Annotated in this window: 18 protein-coding genes and 1 pseudogene; 5 read left to right on the forward strand and 14 right to left on the reverse strand. The window is 66.3% G+C overall.

Annotation, left to right across the window (positions count from 1 at the left end; translation table 11 throughout):
- The 7 genes and pseudogenes from AC1DW9_RS28105 to AC1DW9_RS28135 all read right to left on the reverse strand — a co-directional run bounded on the left by AC1DW9_RS28105 (position 1) and on the right by AC1DW9_RS28135 (position 6,308).
- Positions 1-772, reverse strand: a pseudogene (locus AC1DW9_RS28105) (enoyl-CoA hydratase/isomerase family protein).
- On the reverse strand, positions 769-2,361 hold the full coding sequence (locus AC1DW9_RS28110; protein ID WP_441507861.1) for an acyl CoA:acetate/3-ketoacid CoA transferase: 1,593 nt from the start codon (positions 2,359-2,361) through the stop codon (positions 769-771). The pseudogene AC1DW9_RS28105 and the gene AC1DW9_RS28110 overlap by 4 nt, the downstream one beginning before the upstream one ends.
- Positions 2,354-3,376 (reverse strand): LacI family DNA-binding transcriptional regulator, encoded by a 1,023-nt coding sequence (locus AC1DW9_RS28115; RefSeq protein WP_441507860.1) that lies wholly within the window; start codon positions 3,374-3,376, stop codon positions 2,354-2,356. Before AC1DW9_RS28115 ends, AC1DW9_RS28110 begins: the two co-directional genes overlap by 8 nt.
- 2 nt (positions 3,377-3,378) lie before the next feature.
- Positions 3,379-4,107: an amino acid ABC transporter ATP-binding protein gene (locus AC1DW9_RS28120; protein ID WP_069877795.1), complete on the reverse strand. Its 729-nt coding sequence runs from the start codon at positions 4,105-4,107 to the stop codon at positions 3,379-3,381.
- A complete protein-coding gene (locus AC1DW9_RS28125) occupies positions 4,088-4,744 on the reverse strand; it encodes an amino acid ABC transporter permease (protein ID WP_441507859.1) in 657 nt (218 codons plus the stop codon). The genes AC1DW9_RS28120 and AC1DW9_RS28125 overlap by 20 nt, the downstream gene beginning before the upstream one ends.
- A complete protein-coding gene (locus tag AC1DW9_RS28130) occupies positions 4,741-5,421 on the reverse strand; it encodes an amino acid ABC transporter permease (RefSeq protein WP_441490266.1) in 681 nt (226 codons plus the stop codon). The genes AC1DW9_RS28125 and AC1DW9_RS28130 overlap by 4 nt, the downstream gene beginning before the upstream one ends.
- Positions 5,422-5,489: 68 nt before the next feature.
- Positions 5,490-6,308 (reverse strand): transporter substrate-binding domain-containing protein, encoded by an 819-nt coding sequence (locus tag AC1DW9_RS28135; protein WP_069877798.1) that lies wholly within the window; start codon positions 6,306-6,308, stop codon positions 5,490-5,492.
- 454 nt (positions 6,309-6,762) lie between these two features.
- Here AC1DW9_RS28135 and AC1DW9_RS28140 point away from each other — a divergent pair, with 454 nt between their 5' ends.
- Entirely contained in the window at positions 6,763-7,080 is a 318-nt protein-coding gene (locus AC1DW9_RS28140) for a hypothetical protein (protein WP_441507858.1), read from the forward strand.
- 276 nt (positions 7,081-7,356) lie between these two features.
- Here AC1DW9_RS28140 and AC1DW9_RS28145 read toward each other — a convergent pair whose 3' ends face one another.
- The 4 genes from AC1DW9_RS28145 to AC1DW9_RS28160 form a co-directional block, all read right to left on the reverse strand.
- On the reverse strand, positions 7,357-8,046 hold the full coding sequence (locus tag AC1DW9_RS28145; RefSeq protein WP_476768626.1) for an ankyrin repeat domain-containing protein: 690 nt from the start codon (positions 8,044-8,046) through the stop codon (positions 7,357-7,359).
- 69 nt (positions 8,047-8,115) lie between these two features.
- Positions 8,116-8,604, reverse strand: coding sequence for a GlcG/HbpS family heme-binding protein (locus AC1DW9_RS28150; RefSeq protein WP_441490269.1), 489 nt, complete (start codon positions 8,602-8,604; stop codon positions 8,116-8,118).
- A gap of 134 nt (positions 8,605-8,738) precedes the next feature.
- Entirely contained in the window at positions 8,739-9,338 is a 600-nt protein-coding gene (locus tag AC1DW9_RS28155) for a response regulator transcription factor (RefSeq protein WP_441507856.1), read from the reverse strand.
- On the reverse strand, positions 9,335-10,888 hold the full coding sequence (locus tag AC1DW9_RS28160) for a sensor histidine kinase (protein ID WP_441507855.1): 1,554 nt from the start codon (positions 10,886-10,888) through the stop codon (positions 9,335-9,337). The genes AC1DW9_RS28155 and AC1DW9_RS28160 overlap by 4 nt, the downstream gene beginning before the upstream one ends.
- A gap of 124 nt (positions 10,889-11,012) precedes the next feature.
- Between AC1DW9_RS28160 and AC1DW9_RS28165 the strand changes: the two genes are divergently transcribed.
- The 4 genes from AC1DW9_RS28165 (at position 11,013) to AC1DW9_RS28180 (ending at position 14,792) form a co-directional block, all read left to right on the forward strand.
- Positions 11,013-11,501, forward strand: coding sequence for a hypothetical protein (locus AC1DW9_RS28165; RefSeq protein ID WP_476768628.1), 489 nt, complete (start codon positions 11,013-11,015; stop codon positions 11,499-11,501).
- Positions 11,502-12,008: 507 nt separating this feature from the next.
- Positions 12,009-12,692: a PepSY domain-containing protein gene (locus AC1DW9_RS28170; protein WP_476776571.1), complete on the forward strand. Its 684-nt coding sequence runs from the start codon at positions 12,009-12,011 to the stop codon at positions 12,690-12,692.
- Positions 12,692-13,348 carry a response regulator transcription factor gene (locus AC1DW9_RS28175; RefSeq protein ID WP_441507852.1) on the forward strand — a complete coding sequence of 219 codons (657 nt, stop codon included), beginning with the start codon at positions 12,692-12,694 and terminating at the stop codon, positions 13,346-13,348. The genes AC1DW9_RS28170 and AC1DW9_RS28175 overlap by 1 nt, the downstream gene beginning before the upstream one ends.
- Complete coding sequence (locus AC1DW9_RS28180; RefSeq protein WP_476768629.1) at positions 13,326-14,792, forward strand: ATP-binding protein; 1,467 nt, start codon at positions 13,326-13,328, stop codon at positions 14,790-14,792. The genes AC1DW9_RS28175 and AC1DW9_RS28180 overlap by 23 nt, the downstream gene beginning before the upstream one ends.
- A 36-nt stretch (positions 14,793-14,828) precedes the next feature.
- Here AC1DW9_RS28180 and lpdA read toward each other — a convergent pair whose 3' ends face one another.
- The 3 genes from lpdA to AC1DW9_RS28195 are packed head-to-tail and all read right to left on the reverse strand — an operon-like array spanning position 14,829 to position 18,560.
- Entirely contained in the window at positions 14,829-16,226 is a 1,398-nt protein-coding gene (gene lpdA, locus AC1DW9_RS28185) for a dihydrolipoyl dehydrogenase (RefSeq protein WP_441507850.1), read from the reverse strand.
- Positions 16,227-16,230: 4 nt separating this feature from the next.
- Positions 16,231-17,544, reverse strand: a complete 1,314-nt coding sequence (locus tag AC1DW9_RS28190; RefSeq protein ID WP_441507849.1) for a dihydrolipoamide acetyltransferase family protein — start codon at positions 17,542-17,544, stop codon at positions 16,231-16,233.
- Positions 17,544-18,560, reverse strand: a complete 1,017-nt coding sequence (locus AC1DW9_RS28195) for an alpha-ketoacid dehydrogenase subunit beta (protein ID WP_441507848.1) — start codon at positions 18,558-18,560, stop codon at positions 17,544-17,546. Before AC1DW9_RS28195 ends, AC1DW9_RS28190 begins: the two co-directional genes overlap by 1 nt.
- Between the last annotated feature and the right edge of the window lie 2 nt (positions 18,561-18,562).

Consider the following 18,562-nt stretch of genomic DNA (forward strand, 5'->3'; position numbering starts at 1 on the left):
TCAGAGCCCCTGCCAGTTCGGAGCCCGCTTCTCGCGGAATGATGCCAGCCCCTCGCGCGCATCCTGCGTCGCCGACGCAATCGCTCCGCCCAGCGCCTCGAGCGCGCGTGACGGCGCATCGTTCTCATGCACCGAGAGCGCCAGCTTCGCAGCCGCGACCGCGACCGGTGCGCGTCCCGCGATCAGGTCCGCCAGGCGCGAAGCCTCGGCGCGTGCCCCTTCGCCTTCGAAGACACCGTTGACGAGCCCCCAGCCTTCCGCCCGCGCCGCATCGATCCGCTCACCGGAGAAGATCATCTGCTTGGCGCGAGGCAGCCCGACCGCGCGGCAGGCGCCCGGTTCCGCCCCAGCCCGGCAGTGTCCCGATCGAAACCTCAGGCATCGCGAACATCGCCTGATGCGACGCAATCCTGATATCGCAGCACAGCGCGAGTTCGAGGCCGCCACCAAAGCAGGCGCCCTCGACGACCGCGAGCGTCGGAACGCGCAACGCAGCGAGACGGCCAAACGCGGAATGACCGGGCACGATCCAGCGCTGCCACATCTCGATCGGCGTCAGGCCCGACCACGCATTGATATCGGCCCCCGCGCAGAAGGCCTTGCCCTCTGCCAGCAGCACGGCACAGCGAATGGCCGGGTCGGCCTCGATGGCGTCGCAGGCACGGATCAGTCCGTCGAGCATCGCCGGCGTCAAGGCATTGAGCTTGGCCGCGCGCCGCAAGGTGATGCTGGCGACAGGTCCCCGGACGTCGAATGAAAGCTCTTCGCTCATGGCCTGACTCCAAGGACGAGACCCATCGGGGCCGGATCGAACAGGCGAGGATCCATCGGCCTGAGATCGGCGGCGACCCTAAGCGGAATATCCGCCTGCTCCAGAACGTCGCGCTTCAGGTCGATGCCGTTGGCGATCTCGATCACCTCCGGCCCCTCATCGGTGAGGCGCAAAACGCAGCGCTCGGTGACATAGAGTACGTCCGTGCCAACGCTTCGGCTGCGGCGGCCGCTGAAGGTGACATGCTCGGCCTCCGGCACGAACTTCCTGAGCTTGCCTTCGCGCTTGATGGTCAAACCGCCATCGGCAATCGCAACATCGAGCCCACCCGTGGTGAAGGTTCCGCTGAAGACAACGCGCTTGGCGTGAGCCGTGATGTCGACGAACCCACCGGCGCCAGCCGTCAGATAGGGCCTCGAGCCCAGCCGCGAGACATTGACGTCGCCCGCGGCGGAAATCTGGAGGAAGGAGAGCAGCGCGCAGTCGAAGCCGCCCCCCTGGAAATAGGTGAACTGCTGGGGTGAAGGCAGGATGGCGTCGGCATTGGCCGCGCATCCGAAGGCAAAGCCTGTCAACGGCATGCCGCCGACCGCACCCTGCTCGATAGCCCAGGTGACGCTGCCGGCCTGCCCTTCGGCGAGCAGCACGCGTGGAACCACGGCCGAGACGCCGAAGCCGAGATTCACCGCCCAGCCAGAACGCAGCACCATCGCCGCGCGCCGGGCGATCACGGTCTCGATGCCGAACTCCGGCAGTTCGAAAGCCGAAGCCGGCACGCGGATCTCGCCGCTGATCGCGGGGTCATAGTCGATTCCGGTGGTCTGACGCTGGTCGGGGTCGACCACGACGTGGTCGACAAGATGTCCCGGCACCACAACCTGGCGCGTCGGCAGCGAACCGGTTGCGACGACACGCTTCACCTGGGCGATGACGATGCCGCCATGGTTGCGGACAGCCATGGCCTGGTCGAGCGCGCCGAGCGGTGCGCCCTCATGTTCCATGCTGATATTGCCGCGCTCATCGGCCGTCGTGCCGCGAATGATCGCGACCTTCGGTACGATATTGGGGAAGTGCAGCCACTCCTCGCCGCCGAACGCGACGACGCTTACCACCGGGGGACGGGCGCGTGCCGCGTCGTTCATGGCGCAGCCATGGCGCCGCGGGTCGACGAAGGTGTCGAGCCCGACCTTGGTGAGGACGCCGGCTCGTCTTGCCGCGACATCGCGGTGCATGTCGAAGAGAATCCCGGATGGAACGTTCCAGGCCGCAATCTCATTGCTGCCGATCATCGACCAGATCCGCGGGGACGGAAGCGAGGACGGGCCGGACGGATAGGAGCCGGCCAGGATCGCGCTGAGCAGGCCTGGCTGGGCGAGATGGTCGATGCCGTCGATGCCGTACATGTCGCCGGCGGCGATCGGGTGCAGCGTCGTCAGATTGCGCGGATGCCCCTCCGCCTTGAAGCGTTCGCCGATCGCCTTGAGCACGGCGTCGGGACAGTTCAACCCGGACGAGGACGAGACGGTGACGACGGCGTCGTCGGGGATCAGGCGGGCCGCGGCCTGCGCGGTGATGACAGATTTAGACATGGCGATGTCCAGGGAGGAAGGGGGCGCCCGTCGTGTTCCGGACGATGAGGTGAGCGGGTTGAAGGCAGGTCTTCGGCGGCGCGTTCGGATCGTCGAGGCGCTCGAGCACGAGTTCGGCCGCCTTGCGTCCAAGGTTGCGGGGCTCGATCGCAACCGTGGTCAGGGCTGGCGTCCGCAAGGCCGCCTCCATGATGTCGTCGAAGCCGGTGATCGAGAGCTCGCGGCCCGGTGTCATGCCGCGCTGCGCCAGCGCCAGCGTCGCACCGATCGCCACGAGATCGTTGAAGCAGACGAGCGCCGTGGGCTGCGGACCAAGCGCCAGGGCGATCTCCGCAGCAGCCACGCCGCCTGCCAGCGTCGGCGGACAGGCGATGGAGATCGGCGGCGGCAGACCCGCCTCGTCGGTCGCCTGCTTCAGGCCGGCGAAACGTTCGCGCTGGACCGAGGTTTCGTCATTATGCCCGGCGAAGGCGATGTGCCTGTGACCGAGCCCCAGCAGATGGCGACCAATGGCCTGCGTACCTGCCGCGTTCTGAGCGCCGGAATAATCCGAGACCAATCCCTCGACATGGCGCAACGCCTGGACCAGCGGCAGGTCGGACGGAATCTGGGCTCTCAATTCCGACGCATCGCTGCCGGTCGACGGGCAGAGGATCAGCCCGTCGAGCCGATGTTCGCGCATCCGGGTCAGGATTCGTGACTGCCGTCCGCAATCCTCGCGCGTGTCGGCGATCAGAACGAGCGCGCCCTCCGCCTCCAGGCTCTCGGACACGCCGGCGGCGAGCTCCGAATAGAAGGGGTTGGCAAGATCGAAGACGATCAACCCGATCGTGCCCGAACGAGCGCCCCGCATCGCGGCAGCGGCACGATCATAGATATAGCCCAGCTGGGACGCGGCGCGCTGAACCCGCTCGCGCGCCTCGGCCGAAACCGGGGCGCCGCGCAGCGCCAGCGAAGCGGTCGACTTCGACACGCCCGCCTGTTCCGCGACTTCGATCAGCGTGGGCCGGGACATCGCTAGAGAACGGCTCCGAGGAATTGCTGCAGTTCAGGAGTCTTCGGCGCACCGAAGAACTCCTCGGGTGGCCCCTGCTCGTGAATGCGTCCCTGGTGGAAATAGACCACCCGGCTCGCCGCCTTCCTCGCAAAAGCCATTTCGTGTGTGACAAGCAGCATGGTCATGCCGGACCGCGACAGGCCCTCCATGACCTTGAGCACCTCGCCCGTCAGTTCCGGATCGAGCGCCGATGTGACCTCGTCGAAGAGCATCACCTTCGGACGCATGGCCAGGCTGCGCGCGATCGCGACACGCTGCTGCTGCCCGCCTGAGAGCTGCTCCGGGAAGGCGTCGTATTTCTCGGCCAGCCCGACCTCGGCGAGCACGGAACGGGCGATATCCGAAGCCTCGGCCTTGCCGATCTTCTTCACCAGCCTGGGCGCCAGCTCGATGTTCTTACCGACCGTCAGATGCGGAAAGAGATTGTAAGACTGGAACACCATGCCGACATCCTGGCGCAGCGCACGCAGGGCCTCCTCACCCGGAGCAAGCGCGTGACCGGCAACGATGATCTGCCCGGAATCAGGCGTCTCCAAGCCGTTCAGACAACGCAGGAAGGTGCTCTTGCCCGAGCCGCTGCGGCCGATCACCGCGATCAGCTCCCCTTCGGAAACACTCAGCGAGACACCGTCGAGGACGGTGAGCGATCCGAACGACTTGCGAACGTCCTCAGCTACGACGACCGGCATGGAGCCTCCTCTCGAGCCGCTGGCTCATCACGCTCAGCGGCCAGCACATGGCGAAGTAAAGAAGTGCGACAGAGCCGAAGACCCAGAAGGGCTGGAATGTCACGTTGTTCATGAGGGTGCCGGCCCGCGTCAGCTCGACAAAGCCGATGATCGACGCCACCGAGGTGTTCTTGACGATCTGCACCATGAAGCCGACCGTCGGCGGTACCGCCAGCCTGACGGCCTGCGGCAGCACGACATAGATCATGCGCTGCGCCGGTTTCAGCGCGAGCGAGGACGCCGCCTCCCATTGCTGGCGCGGCACGGCCTCGATACAGCCTCGCCAGATGTCGCCCAGAAAGGCACTGGCATAGACCGTCATCCCGAGCGCCGCCGCCACGAGGGGTGGAAAGCGCAAGCCGAGGAACGGCAGGCCGTAGAAGACGAGGAAGAGCACGATCAGCACCGGCGTGCCCTGCACCACGCTGATCCAGCCGGCTGCGATGTTCCTGAGCATGGCGTTGCGCGACACCCGCATCAGCGCGACGACCATGCCGATCGCGCCGCCGCCAATGAAGGCCAGCAGCGAGAGCAGCACGGTCCAGCGCGCCGCCTCGACGAGAAAGGTGAATTCGGCAGGACCGAAGGAACGGATCATCGACGCACCGCCACCGCGCGACGGCGCGGAAACAGGAACCGGCCGGCGAGATCGAAGCTCAGGCGGAACAGCATCGTGAGGCCGAGATAGAAGCCGGCGAGGATGATGTAGACCTCCATCGAGCGATAGGTGCGGCTGTCGATCAGGGCTCCCGCAGAGGACAGTTCCTCGACGGAAATCTGGGAGAGGATCGATGAGGCAAGCATGGTGAGGACGAACTGGCTCGACAGCGCCGGCCAGACCCGCTCCAGGGCCGGCAGAAGCACGACGTGGAGCAGAATGTCGCGGCGCCTCAGTCCGAGTGCCGCACCGGCCTCGATCTGCGAGCGATGGGTGGCCTCGATTCCAGCGCGAATGATCTCTGCCGAATAGGCGCCGAGATTGAGGGTGAGCGCGATCAGCCCGGCCTGGATCGCCGTGATCTGAATGCCCAGGCCGGGAAGCCCGAAGAAGACGAGGAAGAGCTGGACGATGAAGGGCGTGTTGCGCATGCCCTCGACATATCCGGCTGCAAGAACGCGCAGGAGCCGGCTGCGTGCGCTGCGCGCGACCGCGCACAGGACGCCGATGACCACGCCGAGCACGATAGCGACAGCGGAGATCCAGACGGTCTGCAGAAGGCCGCTCAGGAGCGTGTCTAATTGCGCCCAAACGTCGGAAAAGACGAGGCTTGGCATAGTGCTGACATTTCGATCGCGGGAGAAGACGAAGCCGGTGCGCCGCCGGGGCGCACCGGCGCGCTAGCTCAGAAGACCGGGAGTTCCGGCAGAGGCGCGTTGAGCCACTTCTTGGAGATTTCGTCGAGCTCTCCAGAGTTCTTCATGAACCAGATCGTGTTGTTGAGCCACTGATGCAGCTCCATCTGGTCCTTGCGGACAGCCATCGAGTTGGGCTGCAGCGCGAAGGCAAACTTGAGCTCGGCGTTGGCGCCCTTGTTCTGACCCAGAATCTGATTGACCGTGGTGTCCGGAAGGGCCGCGGCATCGACCTGGCGGCTGAAGACCGCCTGGGCGCAGATCGCATCGTCATCGAAGCGCACGATGTTCGTACCCGGCATCGCCATGCGCGTCAGCGTGGTGTCCTGCGGGCTGCCGCGCGGAACCGCGACGCGCTTGCCGGCGAGATCAGCCAGAGACTTCGCGGCCAGATCGTTCGCGCCCATGATCGACATGCGGAAGGCGCTGTAAGGCATCGGGAAGACGATGGTCTTGGCGCGCTCCGGCGTCGGTCCGAGCGTCGCGACCAGCAGGTCCACACGCTTGGCCTGCAAGGCGGGAATGCGTGCCGGCGGCGCCAGCGCGGTGATCTCCGCCTTCACGCCCATGTATTTGGCGATGAGATTGGCGACATCGACATCGTAGCCCGATGCTTCGCCGCGCTCATTGACGATACCGAAAGGCGGCACGCCCGACACGACACCGATGGCAATGCTGCCGCGCTTGGTGAATTCCTCAGGCGTCGAGGCGCTGGCTGTCGTCGTGCTTGCAGTGACCGCAGCAGCGGCGGCCGTCCCCAAGGCTAGCGCGCCCAAAGCGGCGCGGCGTGACGGATTATGCTCGTCCATGCACTTTCTCCATGTCGCGTTTCCATGAGCCGGGCTTCTAGAACGTTCCAGCTTCGAACTGGAACGTTCCATATGACCAAATCGGTGTCAAGCCCATGAACGCTTCCATCCAGCTCATGGCTCTCCGCCCGCCAGCAAGAGCCGCCGAAAGCCTCTTCGAATTCTGGAGATCCAGGGCACAGCCGAGGCAAGCGAGCGATGCAGATGGCTGGTTCTCGCGCCTGGCGTGATGGCGCCTGCAGCGCGCCTGTGAGGTTGCATGCGAGCCGCCCCTGGTCGGTCGATCCAGGACTGAACGAACACTCCGGAAACCACCGCGCACGTGCCGCGCGATTTTTCCCGGGGGGCAGCTCAATTCTGCGAACAAGCAGGAATTCACCCTATACAACCTAAGCGAGAAACCTCAGGTTTAAGAGCAGCGCGGTGAGAAAATCTGCGAGCGGGGGAAATTGGCATGGCATGCCTTGATGTCGTTGATGCCCCCCACTGGATTCATCACGTCCTGGTCACGACGGACGATGTGAATCTGCGCCTCAAGCTCGACGCCATGGATGCGTGGCTCAGTCTGCGGGGAATCCCCTATCGCGTTGTCGCCCTGCCCAGGGACAAGATGGCGATACGGCTCTGCTTCCTGGAAGAGGAATCTGCCCACGCCTTCAAGGCGTTTGCCGGCGGGCTGAGTGTCCCCTCCGACGAGACGACCCTCGCGCTGGCTGCGGATCCCGCCAATGATGATTTCTATCAGGTGCTTGAACACCGGTTGGCTGATTGAGGCCGGATAGCGCTCGCCGCCCAAGGCCAGATCATCAGACCGGATATCGTATCCGGTCCGATGATCTGGCCTTCTGTGTTTGCATCGGCTTTTCCGAAAACCGCGATCCACTTTTCGGGCCGATGCTTTAGCCTGACGTCGACAACCCGCGCGGACACCCAGCCCGCTCATTTCGCGCTGTCCAGGATTCCGAGGTCACAGCGGTCCTGAGGACGGCCGCCTGACGTGAGCCCGGCGCGAACCAGCGCCCGAGAGATTTGCCGGGCCCGGCTTGGATCAGCGAAGGCGCCTGCCTTCAAGCGCCTCGACGATGGCCTTATAGCCCCGAGCGCGGGCATGTTGCAGCGGCGTAAGGCCGTCCCGATCAGCAATCCCGGGATTGGCGCCGGCAGCGACCAGGGCCCGCACGGTCGCGACATGCCGTGGGCCGCCATTGCCGAGCACCACCGCCTCCATCAGCGCTGTCCAGCCGAGATTGTTGACGTGATCGAGGGGCGCCTTCGCCTTGATCAGCTCTTCTACGATGCCCTCATGGCCGAGATGGGCGGCGGCGATCAGCGCGGTGCCGTCATAGCGGCTGGTGACGAGGGTCGCGGCCGCGCCCGCGGCGAGCAGAGCCTTCAACGTCGGCACATCGTCACTGACTGCGACGATGGTGACGGCATCATAACGCTGGTGGTCGAGAAGCGCCGGGTTCGCTCCCGCGACGATCAGGGCGCACGCCACGGCCCCCTGCCCGCGAAAGGCCGCGACATGGAGCGGCGTGCGGCCGTTCCCGTCCCGGGCGTTCAGGTCAGCCCCCGTCGCGGCAAGGTGGTTGACCCGGGCGACGTCGCCGGACGCGGCAGCGGCGTGGAGGCCCTGATAGGCGGACAATTCCGCGGCACTCGGCGGCGTCTGCGCCCGCACTTGGCCCGACAGGGTCGCGACCGCGAGGATTACGGCGGCGAACAGCGTTCTCGACATTGCCCCACTCCGACGATCCCGAAGACGGCCGAGCGCCGGCCGCCTTCATCGACATGCCTAAGAATAGTCTCAGCGCAGCTTCGCCTTCACCTTCTCGATGCCGGCATTGGCGCATTCTTCATCAAGATGCCCCCCGGGAGCGCCCCCGACCCCGACCGCACCGATGACCTCGTCACCGACCTTGACCGGCACGCCGCCGCCGAGCAGCAGGAAGCCTTCGATCGACGCAAGATGACGAGCGGCCGGATTCTTCTCGGCGCCCTCCGCGATCGCCGAGGTAGCGTTGCGGGCAGAGGCAGAGGTGAAAGCCTTGGCGCGGCTGGCCTCGACAGTGTGCGGCCCGGCCCGATCGGCGCGAAGCACGGCGCGCACGAGCCCGGCACGATCGACGACGGTCGCCGTCACATTGAAATTCTTGGCCGCGCAAGCCTCGACGGTGGCCTGGGCGAGTTCCTGGGCGATGGCCAGCGGCATGTTCCGTTCCTGAAGAACCTGAGCCCCGGCGACGACGGGGACAAGCGCAAGGGCTGCGGCGGCAGCAAGGCGGATCATGGACATGATTTCTCCGGTACTGAGCGTGATCGAACCCTGTGCTCGACGGAGAAAGGTTAGCCCGAGGCGGCGGCGAAGATTATCGGTGCGGTGCCGGAGCCATCTCCGTAATCATACGGAGACCTGCCGGAGGCCGAGCCCTAAAGCGCGGCCCGCACCATGGCGGCAACCGAGGTCGCGCCAAGCTTTACCCCGATATTGGCACGATGGGTCTCGACCGTGCGGGGCGAGAGGTCGAGAGCGCGTGCGATCTCCTTGGTCGACCGGCCCTGCGCTACCAGATCGAGAATTTCGCGCTCGCGTGGGGTCAGGCGAGCGAGCAGTGCGGCCCGCTCGGTCCGCTCTGCCTGATCCCGGCTCAGGTCGTCGCGCTGCGCGAAACCGGCCTCGATCGCTTCGAGCAGAACCTGCTCATCGACCGGCTTGGTCAGAAAATCGACGGCCCCGGCCTTGAATGCGCGCCGGCAGGCGGTGACATCGCCATGGCCGGTGATCACAACCGTCGGCATACGTACTGCCGCGGTGGCCATCCGTTCGAGCAGCTGCAGACCCGAGACCCCCGGCATGCGGATATCGACGACCACGCAGCCATCCTGCCGCGGATCCGGGCGATCAAGGAAAGCCTGCGCGCTCGAAAACGGCTTCGCGGCGAATCCCATGGTCTTCAACAGCAGGGTCAACGCTTCCCTGACATCGCTGTCGTCATCCACCAGATAGACCGTGCGTGCAGCCGGCTTCATTCCGCAGCAACCTTCCGCTCCGCGATCAAGACGGGGATACGGATCGTGAAGACGGCCCCACTCGCCGCTCCGTTCCGGACTTCCATGCGTCCGGCCGCGCTTTCGACCAAGCGCTCGCATAATGGCAGGCCAAGGCCCATTCCGCCGCTCTTGGTCGTGAAGAACGGCTCGAAGAGGCGCGCCATATCGGCATCCGCGATGCCGCTCCCCTGATCCGCGACCGAAATCACCGCCTCCCCCGCAACCTCCCGGACCCTGATCGTGATCACGCGCCGCTCCTCCGGCATCGCGTCGAGCGCCTCGGCAGCGTTTCGAACCAGATTATGCACGACCTGCTCGATGGAAACGCGATCCACCACCGCCCATGGCGGAATGGGGCTCAGCTCCAGCCGCAACGTGATCGCGCGCTCCTGCAGGTCGCGTTCGACCAGTTCGACCACATTGCGGGTAATCTGGTTGAGATCTGCAGGCTGCCGGACCGGATCACGTCGTGAGACATAGGCCCTCAGCCGCTCCAATATCTCGCCCGCCCTCCGCGCGTGACGGACATTGGCCTCAAGCACGCTCACGAGTTCGTCGGGGGTTTTCCCTCCCGACCGAGCCAGGCGAAGGCCCGCCTGGCTCTGGCTGAGGATCGCCGTCAGGGGTTGGGTTATCTCATGGGCAATGCCGGACGCCATTTCACCGACTGTATTGACCCGCATCGCATGGGCCAGCCGGGCCTCATGCTGGTGCAGGCGCATGGCCTCCCTTGCGCCCGCCGTTCGCCGTCTCTCGCGCCGGATCACCAGCAACAGGAAGACCGCGAGCCCCGTCGCGGTCAGGACGACGAATGCGGTGCGCGGCGGGAGGAGATCCGCCAGAACCGGCTGCCCGGCGAGGTGCAGCACGAGCGGCTGTGACCGACTGCCCAGCGCCCTTTCATAGGTGAGACGGGGGATCACTCCCTGTTCGGGAAGGGTTACCCCGGTCTGAACGAGGATCGCTCCGGCAGCATCCCGAAGCACGAGAGCGATCTCGTGCGGCTGGCCGCCCTCCGGTTCGACCAGGAGCTTGCCGTCGATCACCAGGATGAGCGCGCGGACTTCGGACGCAGTGTCGGGAAGGCGCTTGACCAGCGCGTAGAACGGCGTCCCCCCTCGGCTGGCGACCGTCCCAGCCTGCCCTGGCCCGAGTTCGCGGAGCTTTCCCGCAAGCGCCGCCATGTCGAAATCCCGGAGAGCAGATGGTGGGCTGCCGACATCCATTTCGGATGACTTGGGGAAATCGATCAGGGCGACAGCAGCGATGCGGGGATAGAAGCGCTGCATCGCCTCGACCACAGCCTGGAAGGTTGCGGATGATGCATCCGAGCTTGCGAGGACTGCTGCGAGGCTGGTCAGATGGGCGTCATGCTGATCGACGCGCTGCGACAGGACGCGGTGCAGCGTGCCGCCATCCCGCTCCAGCCCGTCCCGCACCCGGACGAATTCGGTAGCAGCCGCCAGGGCAAGGGCGATGAGCGCCAGCGGTATCCATAATCCGAGAAACGCGAGGAACCGTTGCTTCACGAGGGTGCGCCTAGTTTAGGCCAACCTATCGCGCAAGCCGTTCGCAGTCACCGTCGCGCTCGCCGAGCCGAAACAGCCAGCCTGTCCAGCCTCTCGCTTCCCACATCAGGCAGGATGCCAGAGGATGCGCGAGGCGGCGTTGAGCCTCGCGCATCGGCCTGTTTCAGAGATGACCGGCCTGGTCATCCGCCCTGCGGCCACCCCGGATATGGCCGGCCGGGTCGTCGGCGCCGCGGGCGCGACGTACGTCGCCGACCGGATTGTCTGCCCCACGCCCACGCCGGGCCTGGCCGACTGCATCGTCCGCACCCCGGCCCTGCCGCACATGGCCRGCCGGATCGTCCGCTCCACGCCCACGCCGGGCCTGRCCGACYGCATCGTCCGCACCCCGKCCCTGCCGCACATGGCCGGCCGGATCATCCGCTCCACGCCCATGCCGAGCCTGACCTACAGCGTTATCAGCACCGCGACCGCCTCGGGCATGACCGGCTCCATCATCGGCGCCGCGGCCACGCGCATCGGCTGCGCTGCCACCGCCGCTCGACGAACCGCCGAGACCACCACCGCTGTCGCCACCGCGGCCGCTGCCGCCGCTACTGCCGCTGGAGCCTGAGCCGGAGCCGGAGCCACTTCCGCCGCCACTGCCTCCGCTGCCTCCGCCAGAGCCGCCGCTGCCACCACCGGAGCCTCCACCGCTCCCTCCGCCTCCAGAACCACCTCCGCCGCCGCCTCCGCCGCCACCTCCCCCGCCGCCGTCGCGCGCCAGGATGACGCGGGCCGCGTCCTCATGCGAGGTCGCACTCTTGTGAGCTGGGGAATCGTTCTCGCCCTCACCGCTCCGGGACAGGGCTGACGCCCCCAGGCGGATGATGCCTTCCAGGTGAGGCGAGCTGTCGTCACGGATGGCGGCGCTCGCGCCCTGCGAGCCGGTGGTCGCCACCAGGATGGTGGTCGCCAGCATAAGTGATCGCAATGTCATGGTCGTATCTCCTTGCCATAGCCACCGCCGATCATTCTCTCCTCGGTGACGGAGCAGAGCCTGCGCGCCCTCGAACCTCGCCAGCCTGACGCGGCCTGTCAGGGAAATGTCAGCTTGGGTGTCGTAGCTTCGAAAGCTACCATGCGACATTCACGCAACATCGCCCTGTGGCGCGCGGTTCCGGCCCTCGCGGTCGTATTTGCGCTCGTCACGACAAGCCCGGCCTGGATCGCCCCCTCCTTTGCCAAGGATGGCGGAGGCGATGGCGGCGGGGGCGGCGGCGGTTCTGGCGGCGGTGGGGGGGGCGGCTCCGGAGGCTCCGGAGGTGGAGGTGGCTCCGGAGGCGGAAGCGGAGGTAGCGGTTCCGGCGGCGGCGGCTCCGGCGGTGGCAGCGGTGGCTCCAGCGGCGGCTCCGGATCCAGCGGCGGCGGAGGCTCCGGCAACAGCGGAAGCAATTCCGGCAGCGGCAGATCGGGCCATGACGGCGGGTCCGCCGCGAGCCAGAATTCGGGAGACAATCAGCGTGGTCGCTCGGGTCGCGGCGGCAGGAACGGCGAGGATGCCGTCAGCACCGGCCAGCACTGGGGCAATACGAGTGCCGATTTCGCACGTCAGGCGACCCAGGGAGGACAGGTCGTGTCGCTCGGCGCCGTCCTGTCAGTGGTGCGCGCGGCTGTTCCCGGTGACGTGCTCGAGGTCGATCTGCGCCTCGCGCCCACGGGCGAATGGCGCTATGAACTACTGGTTCTCGACGGCGCAGGCCGCTACCGCGAAGTCGTAGTCGACGCCCGGCGCAACCGGATCCTCCAAATGCGGAGGCGATGATGAGAATTCTCGTCGTGGAGGACGAACGGCGCATCGCCAGCGATGTCGCCTCCGCGCTCACGGAAGCCGGCTATGTTCCGGAGGTCGTCCATGATGGAGAGGCCGCCTGGTTTCGCGCCGAGACGGACGATTTCGATGCGCTCGTGCTCGACCTTGGCCTGCCGAAGCTCGACGGGCTCTCGGTTGTCCGCAAGCTGCGGGCAGCCTCGGTCAGGACACCTATTCTGATCCTCACCGCGCGCGGCGCCTGGATGGAGCGCGTCGAAGGCATAGACGCCGGCGCCGACGACTATCTGCCCAAGCCGTTTCAGGCCGAGGAACTGGTCGCCCGGGTCGGCGCACTCATTCGCAGAGCTGGCGGTCACCTGACGCCTCAACTGGTCTATCGAGACCTCAATATCGACACGCGCCGCAGAACGGTTGCGGTTGGCGGGCGCAATGTCGAGCTGTCTCCGCTGGAATATCGGCTGCTGCGCTACCTCGTGCATAATCAGGGGCGGGTTGTGTCGCAGGGCGAATTGATCGACCATGTCTATGGCGGCGATCACGAACCCGACAGCAACGCTGTCGAAGTGCTGGTCGGGCGCTTGCGCCGGAAGGTCGGGGCGGAGACGATCGGCACCCGGCGTGGCCATGGCTACATCATCGGGGGCTGAGGCGATGAGCTCGGGCTCGATCCGCAAGCGCATCCTGACGATCGCAGCCCTGACGATTGCCGTGACGCTCGCGGCCGCAGGCGCAGCGCTCATCTTGGTGTTCGAGCAGCATGTCCTGAAGCGCATCGCGATCGAGCTGGAGATCCGCTCCAGCGAACTCGCCAAGGCGTTCGAGCTCGATGCGGACGGCAACCCGCTGATCAACCACGATCTCGCCGATGCGCGCTATCAGCTGCCCTATGGCGGCGCCTACTGGCAGATCAGCGAAGGGGCGGTGCAGCATCTGCGCTCGCGCTCGCTCTGGGACCAGATCCTCGATACGAGCACGGCCAAGGGGGAGGACAAGAGCAAGGGCGCGTTCGAGATCGACGGGCCGAACAACTCCGAGCTCTACGTCCTCGAACGCTCGGTGAAGCTCGATGGCGCCGATGGCCCACGGACGTTCCAGCTGGCCGTCGCGCTTGATCATGCCGATATCGGCGAACTGCGCCACGCCTTCTCCCTCGATGTCGCCAAGATCCTGTTCCTGCTCGCATTGTTGCTGATCGGTGGGGCCTGGCTGCAGATGCGGTTCGGCCTGCGCCCCCTTCATCAGCTACGCGCGAGTCTCACCGCCGTGCGCGAAGGCCGCACATCGCGCCTGACAGGTACCCTTCCCGAGGAGATCAAGCCGCTGGTCGATGATCTGAACAGGCTGCTCGATCGCCAGGATGAGCTGGTGCGCAAGGCGCGCGACAGGGCGGGCCTGTTGGCCCACGGGCTGAAGACGCCGCTCACGATCCTGTCGAGCGAAGTGGCGCGCCTTGAAAAGTCCGGACAGCACGCGCATGCAGCCATTCTGCGTGAACAATGCGAAGCGATCGGCGCACATGTCGAGCGCGAGCTTGCGCGAGCGCGGACGCACGGTGCGATCCAGGCAGTGAGCATGAGAACGCTCGTGCTGCCGATCGTTAACCGGCTGGTCGATCTGATGAGCCGCATCGACAGCGCCGACAGCATCAGCTGGAGCGTCACGATTCCCGAACACGTCAGCGCCGCGATGGAAACCGACGACTTCGCCGAGGTCGTCGGCAATCTGCTCGACAATGCGCGCAAATGGGCACGCAGCGCCGTTACGGTGCAGGTCCACACCGCTGACGGCGGCAGCACCGTTCTCTCGGTCAGCGATGATGGGCCCGGCGTGCCGGGAGACCGACGCCAACTGATCCTGCAACGTGGCGTCCACTTCGCTCCGGACAGTCATCATTCATCCGGACTGGGCCTTGCAATCGTCTCGGATACATTGGCCGAGTACGGCCGGGAACTGATCATCGCCGACACCGAAACGGGCTGCACCATCTCGTTCGAAATCGAGCCGCCCCGGCGCAGCGAACGAAGGCAGGGCGATGGCACAGCGAAGCCGAGACCGGCAGTCATCCCCTCGGTTGCGCGGGCTGCCGAATGAAGCCCGGGCCGTAGCGCAGTCACAGCCGCAATCGCGTCAGATATGAATGGCGTGGCCGAGCGCCTTCAGCGCCGCCTCCTGCACGGCCTCGCCAAGCGTCGGATGGGCGTGGATCGTTCCGGCGATATCCTCGAGCGTTGCGCCCATCTCGATGGCGAGCCCGAACGCCGCGCTGAGTTCGGAGACGGATTGCCCGACTGCCTGGATACCCAGGATCACATGGGTGTTGGCCTGCGCGACGATGCGCACAAAGCCCTGCTCGCTGTGGAGCGTCATCGCACGGCCGCTGGCAGCCAGCGGAAACTGCCCGGTCTTAATTTCGAAGCCGGCGCGACGCGCCTCGCCCGGTGAAAAACCGGCCGAGACGATTTCCGGATCGGTGAAGCAGATCGCCGGAATGCAACGCTTGTCCCAGGCGCGCGGCAGGCCGGCGACGATCTCCGCCACCAACTCGCCCTGCGCCATGGCGCGGTGCGCCAGCATCGGCTCGCCGGTGACATCCCCGATCGCATGGATACCGCGCATCGAGGTCTCGCAGCGCTCGCCGATGCGGATGAAGCTGCCATCCATGTCGAGCACCAGTTCCTCGAGCCCGAGATCGGACAGCACCGGCTTGCGGCCAACGGTGACGAGTGTCGCGTCCGCCGCGATCCGCCGTTCCTCGCCTTCCGCCGTCTCCACCAGCAGGGACTTGCCGTCCGGAGTCGCGCCGCGCGCCTTCGCCCCGAGCAGAAGCCCGACGCCGAGCCTCGACAGCGATCTCTCGACCGGCGCGGTCAGCTCGGCATCGTAAAGCGGAAGAATCCGTGGCAACGCCTCGACGAGGGTGACCTGCGAGCCGAGCTTCGCAAAGGCGATCCCGAGTTCCAGGCCGATATAGCCGGCACCGACGACCGCCAGCCGCCCCGGAACCGCGGGCAGCGACAATGCCTGCGTCGACGAGATCACAGTGCCGCCAAAGGGCAGGAAGGGCAGCTCGACCGGCGCAGAGCCGGTGGCGATGACGATTGTTTCGGCCCGGATCAGCTTCGGGCCCGTCTCGGTCTCGACGGCAACGGTCTTGCCGTCGCGAAAGCGAGCCCGGCCATGCACGATCTTGACTTTGGACTTGCGCAAGAGCGCGGCGACGCCGTTGTTCAGGCGCTGGACGATCCCGTCCTTCCAGCCGATGGCCTGCTTAAAATCGAGCGCCGGCGCCGAGGCCGTGAGCCCGAACGGCGTCTTGCCCTGCGCGGCCGTGGCCAGCTTCTCATATTCATCGGCGACATGGATCAGCGCCTTGGACGGAATGCAGCCGACATTGAGGCAGCTGCCGCCAAGCTTCGTGCTCTCGACGATCACGGTGTCGATGCCGAGCTGGCCAGCCCTGATGGCGCAGACATAACCGCCCGGGCCCGCGCCGATGACAAGCAGTTTGCAGGTGATCTCGGTCATGGCGTCAGGCATCCACGAAGAGCATTGCCGGGTTTTCCAGAAGCTCCTTGAGCCGCTGCACGAAGACGGCCGCATCCCAGCCGTCGATGACGCGATGGTCGAAGCTCGACGACAGGTTCATCATCTTGCGCGGGACGAAGCTCGTGCCGTTCCACATCGGCCGGATCATCATCTTGTTGACGCCGACGATGGCGACCTCGGGGTGGTTGATCACCGGCGTGGTGGCGACGCCGCCGAGCGCGCCGAGCGATGTGACCGTGATCGTTGAACCCGTCAATTCGTCCCGGGTCGCGATGCCTTCGCGTCCCCGTTCGGCGAGCCGGCCGAGTTCCCGGGCGCAGTCCCAGAGATCACGAGCCTCGGCATGTTTTACGACCGGCACGATCAGTCCGGTCGGCGTCTGGGTCGCGATACCGATATGGATGCCGGCATGTTGGTGGACGATCCCGGCCTCGTCATCGAACAGCGCGTTCAGGTTCGGCTGCTCGGCCAGCGCCTTGACCAGCGCCCGCATCACGAAGGGCAGAAGCGTCAGCTTCGGTCGCTCGAGCGTCGGCTTCTTGTTCAGGACTGCGCGGAGGTCCTCCAGCGCGCTGACGTCGACCTCCTCGACGATGGTGATGTGGGGGATGCGCGCCTTGGACAGCGCCATCTTCTCGGCGATCTTGCGGCGCAGGCCGACGATCTTGATGTCGGTGACGGCGGTCAGGCGCGCCAGCCCTGGCGCTCGTTCGGCCTCGGGCCCGCGCAACGCGAAGCTGTCGAGGTCCTCGTGAGTGATGCGCCCACCCGGGCCGGAGCCCACGACCTGGCGCAGGTCGATCCCGGCCTCGCGCGCCTTCAGCCGGACGGCCGGCGAAGCGAGCGGCTTCTCGCCAGCCTGCCGCCTCGGTACGGCGCTCAGCGTGGGAGCTGAGACCGCGCGCGGCTTGGGCGATGCAGCGGGCCTGGCCTCGGTCAGCTTTGCCGGAGCGGGGGCGGGAGCTTCGTTCTTCGGCGCGGCGACAGGCTGCTCGACAACGACCAGCTCCGGCGCCGCGCTCCCTTCCGGTTCGCCAGGATCAGTCGCGCCCTCGCCTGCAACCTTCAGCCGGACCAGCGCCGAGCCGATCGCAACGGTGTCGCCGATATCGGCGCCGACCCAGACCACCTCCCCGTCGACCGGCGACGGGATCTCGACCGTCGCCTTGTCGGTCATCACAGCAGCAAGGAGATCGTCCTCACGCACGATGTCGCCGACTTTGACGTGCCACTCGACGAGCTCGGCCTCGGCAATGCCCTCGCCGACATCCGGAAGCTTGATGACCCGTTCCGCCATCATCGGCTCTCCATGATCTCACGCAGGGCGGCGCCGACGCGCGCCGGGCCGGGGAAATAGGCCCATTCCTGGGCATGCGGATAGGGAGTGTCCCAGCCGGCGACGCGCATGACGGGCGCCTCGAGATGGTAGAAGCAATGCTCCTGCACCAGGGCCGTGAGTTCTGCGCCGAACCCCGAGGTCAGCGTCGCCTCGTGCAGGACAATGCAGCGGCCGGTCTTGCGCACGGAGGCCACGATCGTATCGAGGTCGAGCGGCAGCAGGCTGCGCAGATCGATGACCTCGGCGTCGATGCCGGTCTCTTCGGCTGCCGCTTCGGCGACATGAACCATGGTGCCATAGGCGATGATGGTGACGCTCGCGCCCTCGCGCCGGATCGCGGCCTTGCCGAGCGGCAGCACGAAATGGCCGTCCGGCACCTCGCTGAGCTCATGTTTGGACCAGGGTGTCACGGGGCGATCGTGATGACCGTCGAACGGGCCGTTATAGAGCCGCTTCGGTTCGAGGAAGATGACGGGATCGGGATCCTCGATTGCGGCGATCAAGAGGCCCTTGGCGTCATGCGGGTTGGAGGGCACCACGGTCTTCAGCCCGGAAACATGGGTGAAGAGCGCCTCCGGGCTCTGGCTATGCGTCTGGCCGCCGAAGATGCCGCCGCCCGTCGGCATGCGGATCACCAGCGGACAGGTGAAATCGCCGGCCGAACGGTAGCGCAGCCTGGCCGCCTCCGAGACGATCTGATCGTAAGCCGGATACATGTAGTCGGCGAACTGGATCTCGACGCAGGGGCGCAGGCCATAGGCCGCCATGCCGACTGCCGTGCCGACGATGCCGAGTTCGTTGATCGGGGCGTCGAAGCAGCGGTTCACCCCGTATTTCTGCTGCAGGCCATGGGTGCATCGGAACACGCCGCCGAAGAAGCCGACATCCTCGCCATAGACCACGACGTTCTCGTCGCGCCCCATCGAGACATCGAGCGCCGAACGGATCGCCTCGATCATCGTCATTCGAGCCATCG

It is taken from the genome of Allobosea sp. P4_E12 (assembly GCF_056401655.1).

What these genes read in the sequence shown, in the direction of transcription:
- AC1DW9_RS28110 (WP_441507861.1), bottom strand. Translation starts at nt 2,361, where the DNA reads ATGTCTAAATCTGTCATCACCGCGCAGGCCGCGGCCCGCCTGATCCCC.
- AC1DW9_RS28115 (WP_441507860.1), bottom strand. Translation starts at nt 3,376, where the DNA reads ATGTCCCGGCCCACGCTGATCGAAGTCGCGGAACAGGCGGGCGTGTCG.
- AC1DW9_RS28120 (WP_069877795.1), bottom strand. Translation starts at nt 4,107, where the DNA reads ATGCCGGTCGTCGTAGCTGAGGACGTTCGCAAGTCGTTCGGATCGCTC.
- AC1DW9_RS28125 (WP_441507859.1), bottom strand. Translation starts at nt 4,744, where the DNA reads ATGATCCGTTCCTTCGGTCCTGCCGAATTCACCTTTCTCGTCGAGGCG.
- AC1DW9_RS28130 (WP_441490266.1), bottom strand. Translation starts at nt 5,421, where the DNA reads ATGCCAAGCCTCGTCTTTTCCGACGTTTGGGCGCAATTAGACACGCTC.
- AC1DW9_RS28135 (WP_069877798.1), bottom strand. Translation starts at nt 6,308, where the DNA reads ATGGACGAGCATAATCCGTCACGCCGCGCCGCTTTGGGCGCGCTAGCC.
- AC1DW9_RS28140 (WP_441507858.1), top strand. Translation starts at nt 6,763, where the DNA reads ATGGCATGCCTTGATGTCGTTGATGCCCCCCACTGGATTCATCACGTC.
- AC1DW9_RS28145 (WP_476768626.1), bottom strand. Translation starts at nt 8,046, where the DNA reads ATGTCGAGAACGCTGTTCGCCGCCGTAATCCTCGCGGTCGCGACCCTG.
- AC1DW9_RS28150 (WP_441490269.1), bottom strand. Translation starts at nt 8,604, where the DNA reads ATGTCCATGATCCGCCTTGCTGCCGCCGCAGCCCTTGCGCTTGTCCCC.
- AC1DW9_RS28155 (WP_441507856.1), bottom strand. Translation starts at nt 9,338, where the DNA reads ATGAAGCCGGCTGCACGCACGGTCTATCTGGTGGATGACGACAGCGAT.
- AC1DW9_RS28170 (WP_476776571.1), top strand. Translation starts at nt 12,009, where the DNA reads ATGCGACATTCACGCAACATCGCCCTGTGGCGCGCGGTTCCGGCCCTC.
- AC1DW9_RS28175 (WP_441507852.1), top strand. Translation starts at nt 12,692, where the DNA reads ATGAGAATTCTCGTCGTGGAGGACGAACGGCGCATCGCCAGCGATGTC.
- AC1DW9_RS28180 (WP_476768629.1), top strand. Translation starts at nt 13,326, where the DNA reads ATGGCTACATCATCGGGGGCTGAGGCGATGAGCTCGGGCTCGATCCGC.
- lpdA (WP_441507850.1), bottom strand. Translation starts at nt 16,226, where the DNA reads ATGACCGAGATCACCTGCAAACTGCTTGTCATCGGCGCGGGCCCGGGC.
- AC1DW9_RS28190 (WP_441507849.1), bottom strand. Translation starts at nt 17,544, where the DNA reads ATGGCGGAACGGGTCATCAAGCTTCCGGATGTCGGCGAGGGCATTGCC.
- AC1DW9_RS28195 (WP_441507848.1), bottom strand. Translation starts at nt 18,560, where the DNA reads ATGGCTCGAATGACGATGATCGAGGCGATCCGTTCGGCGCTCGATGTC.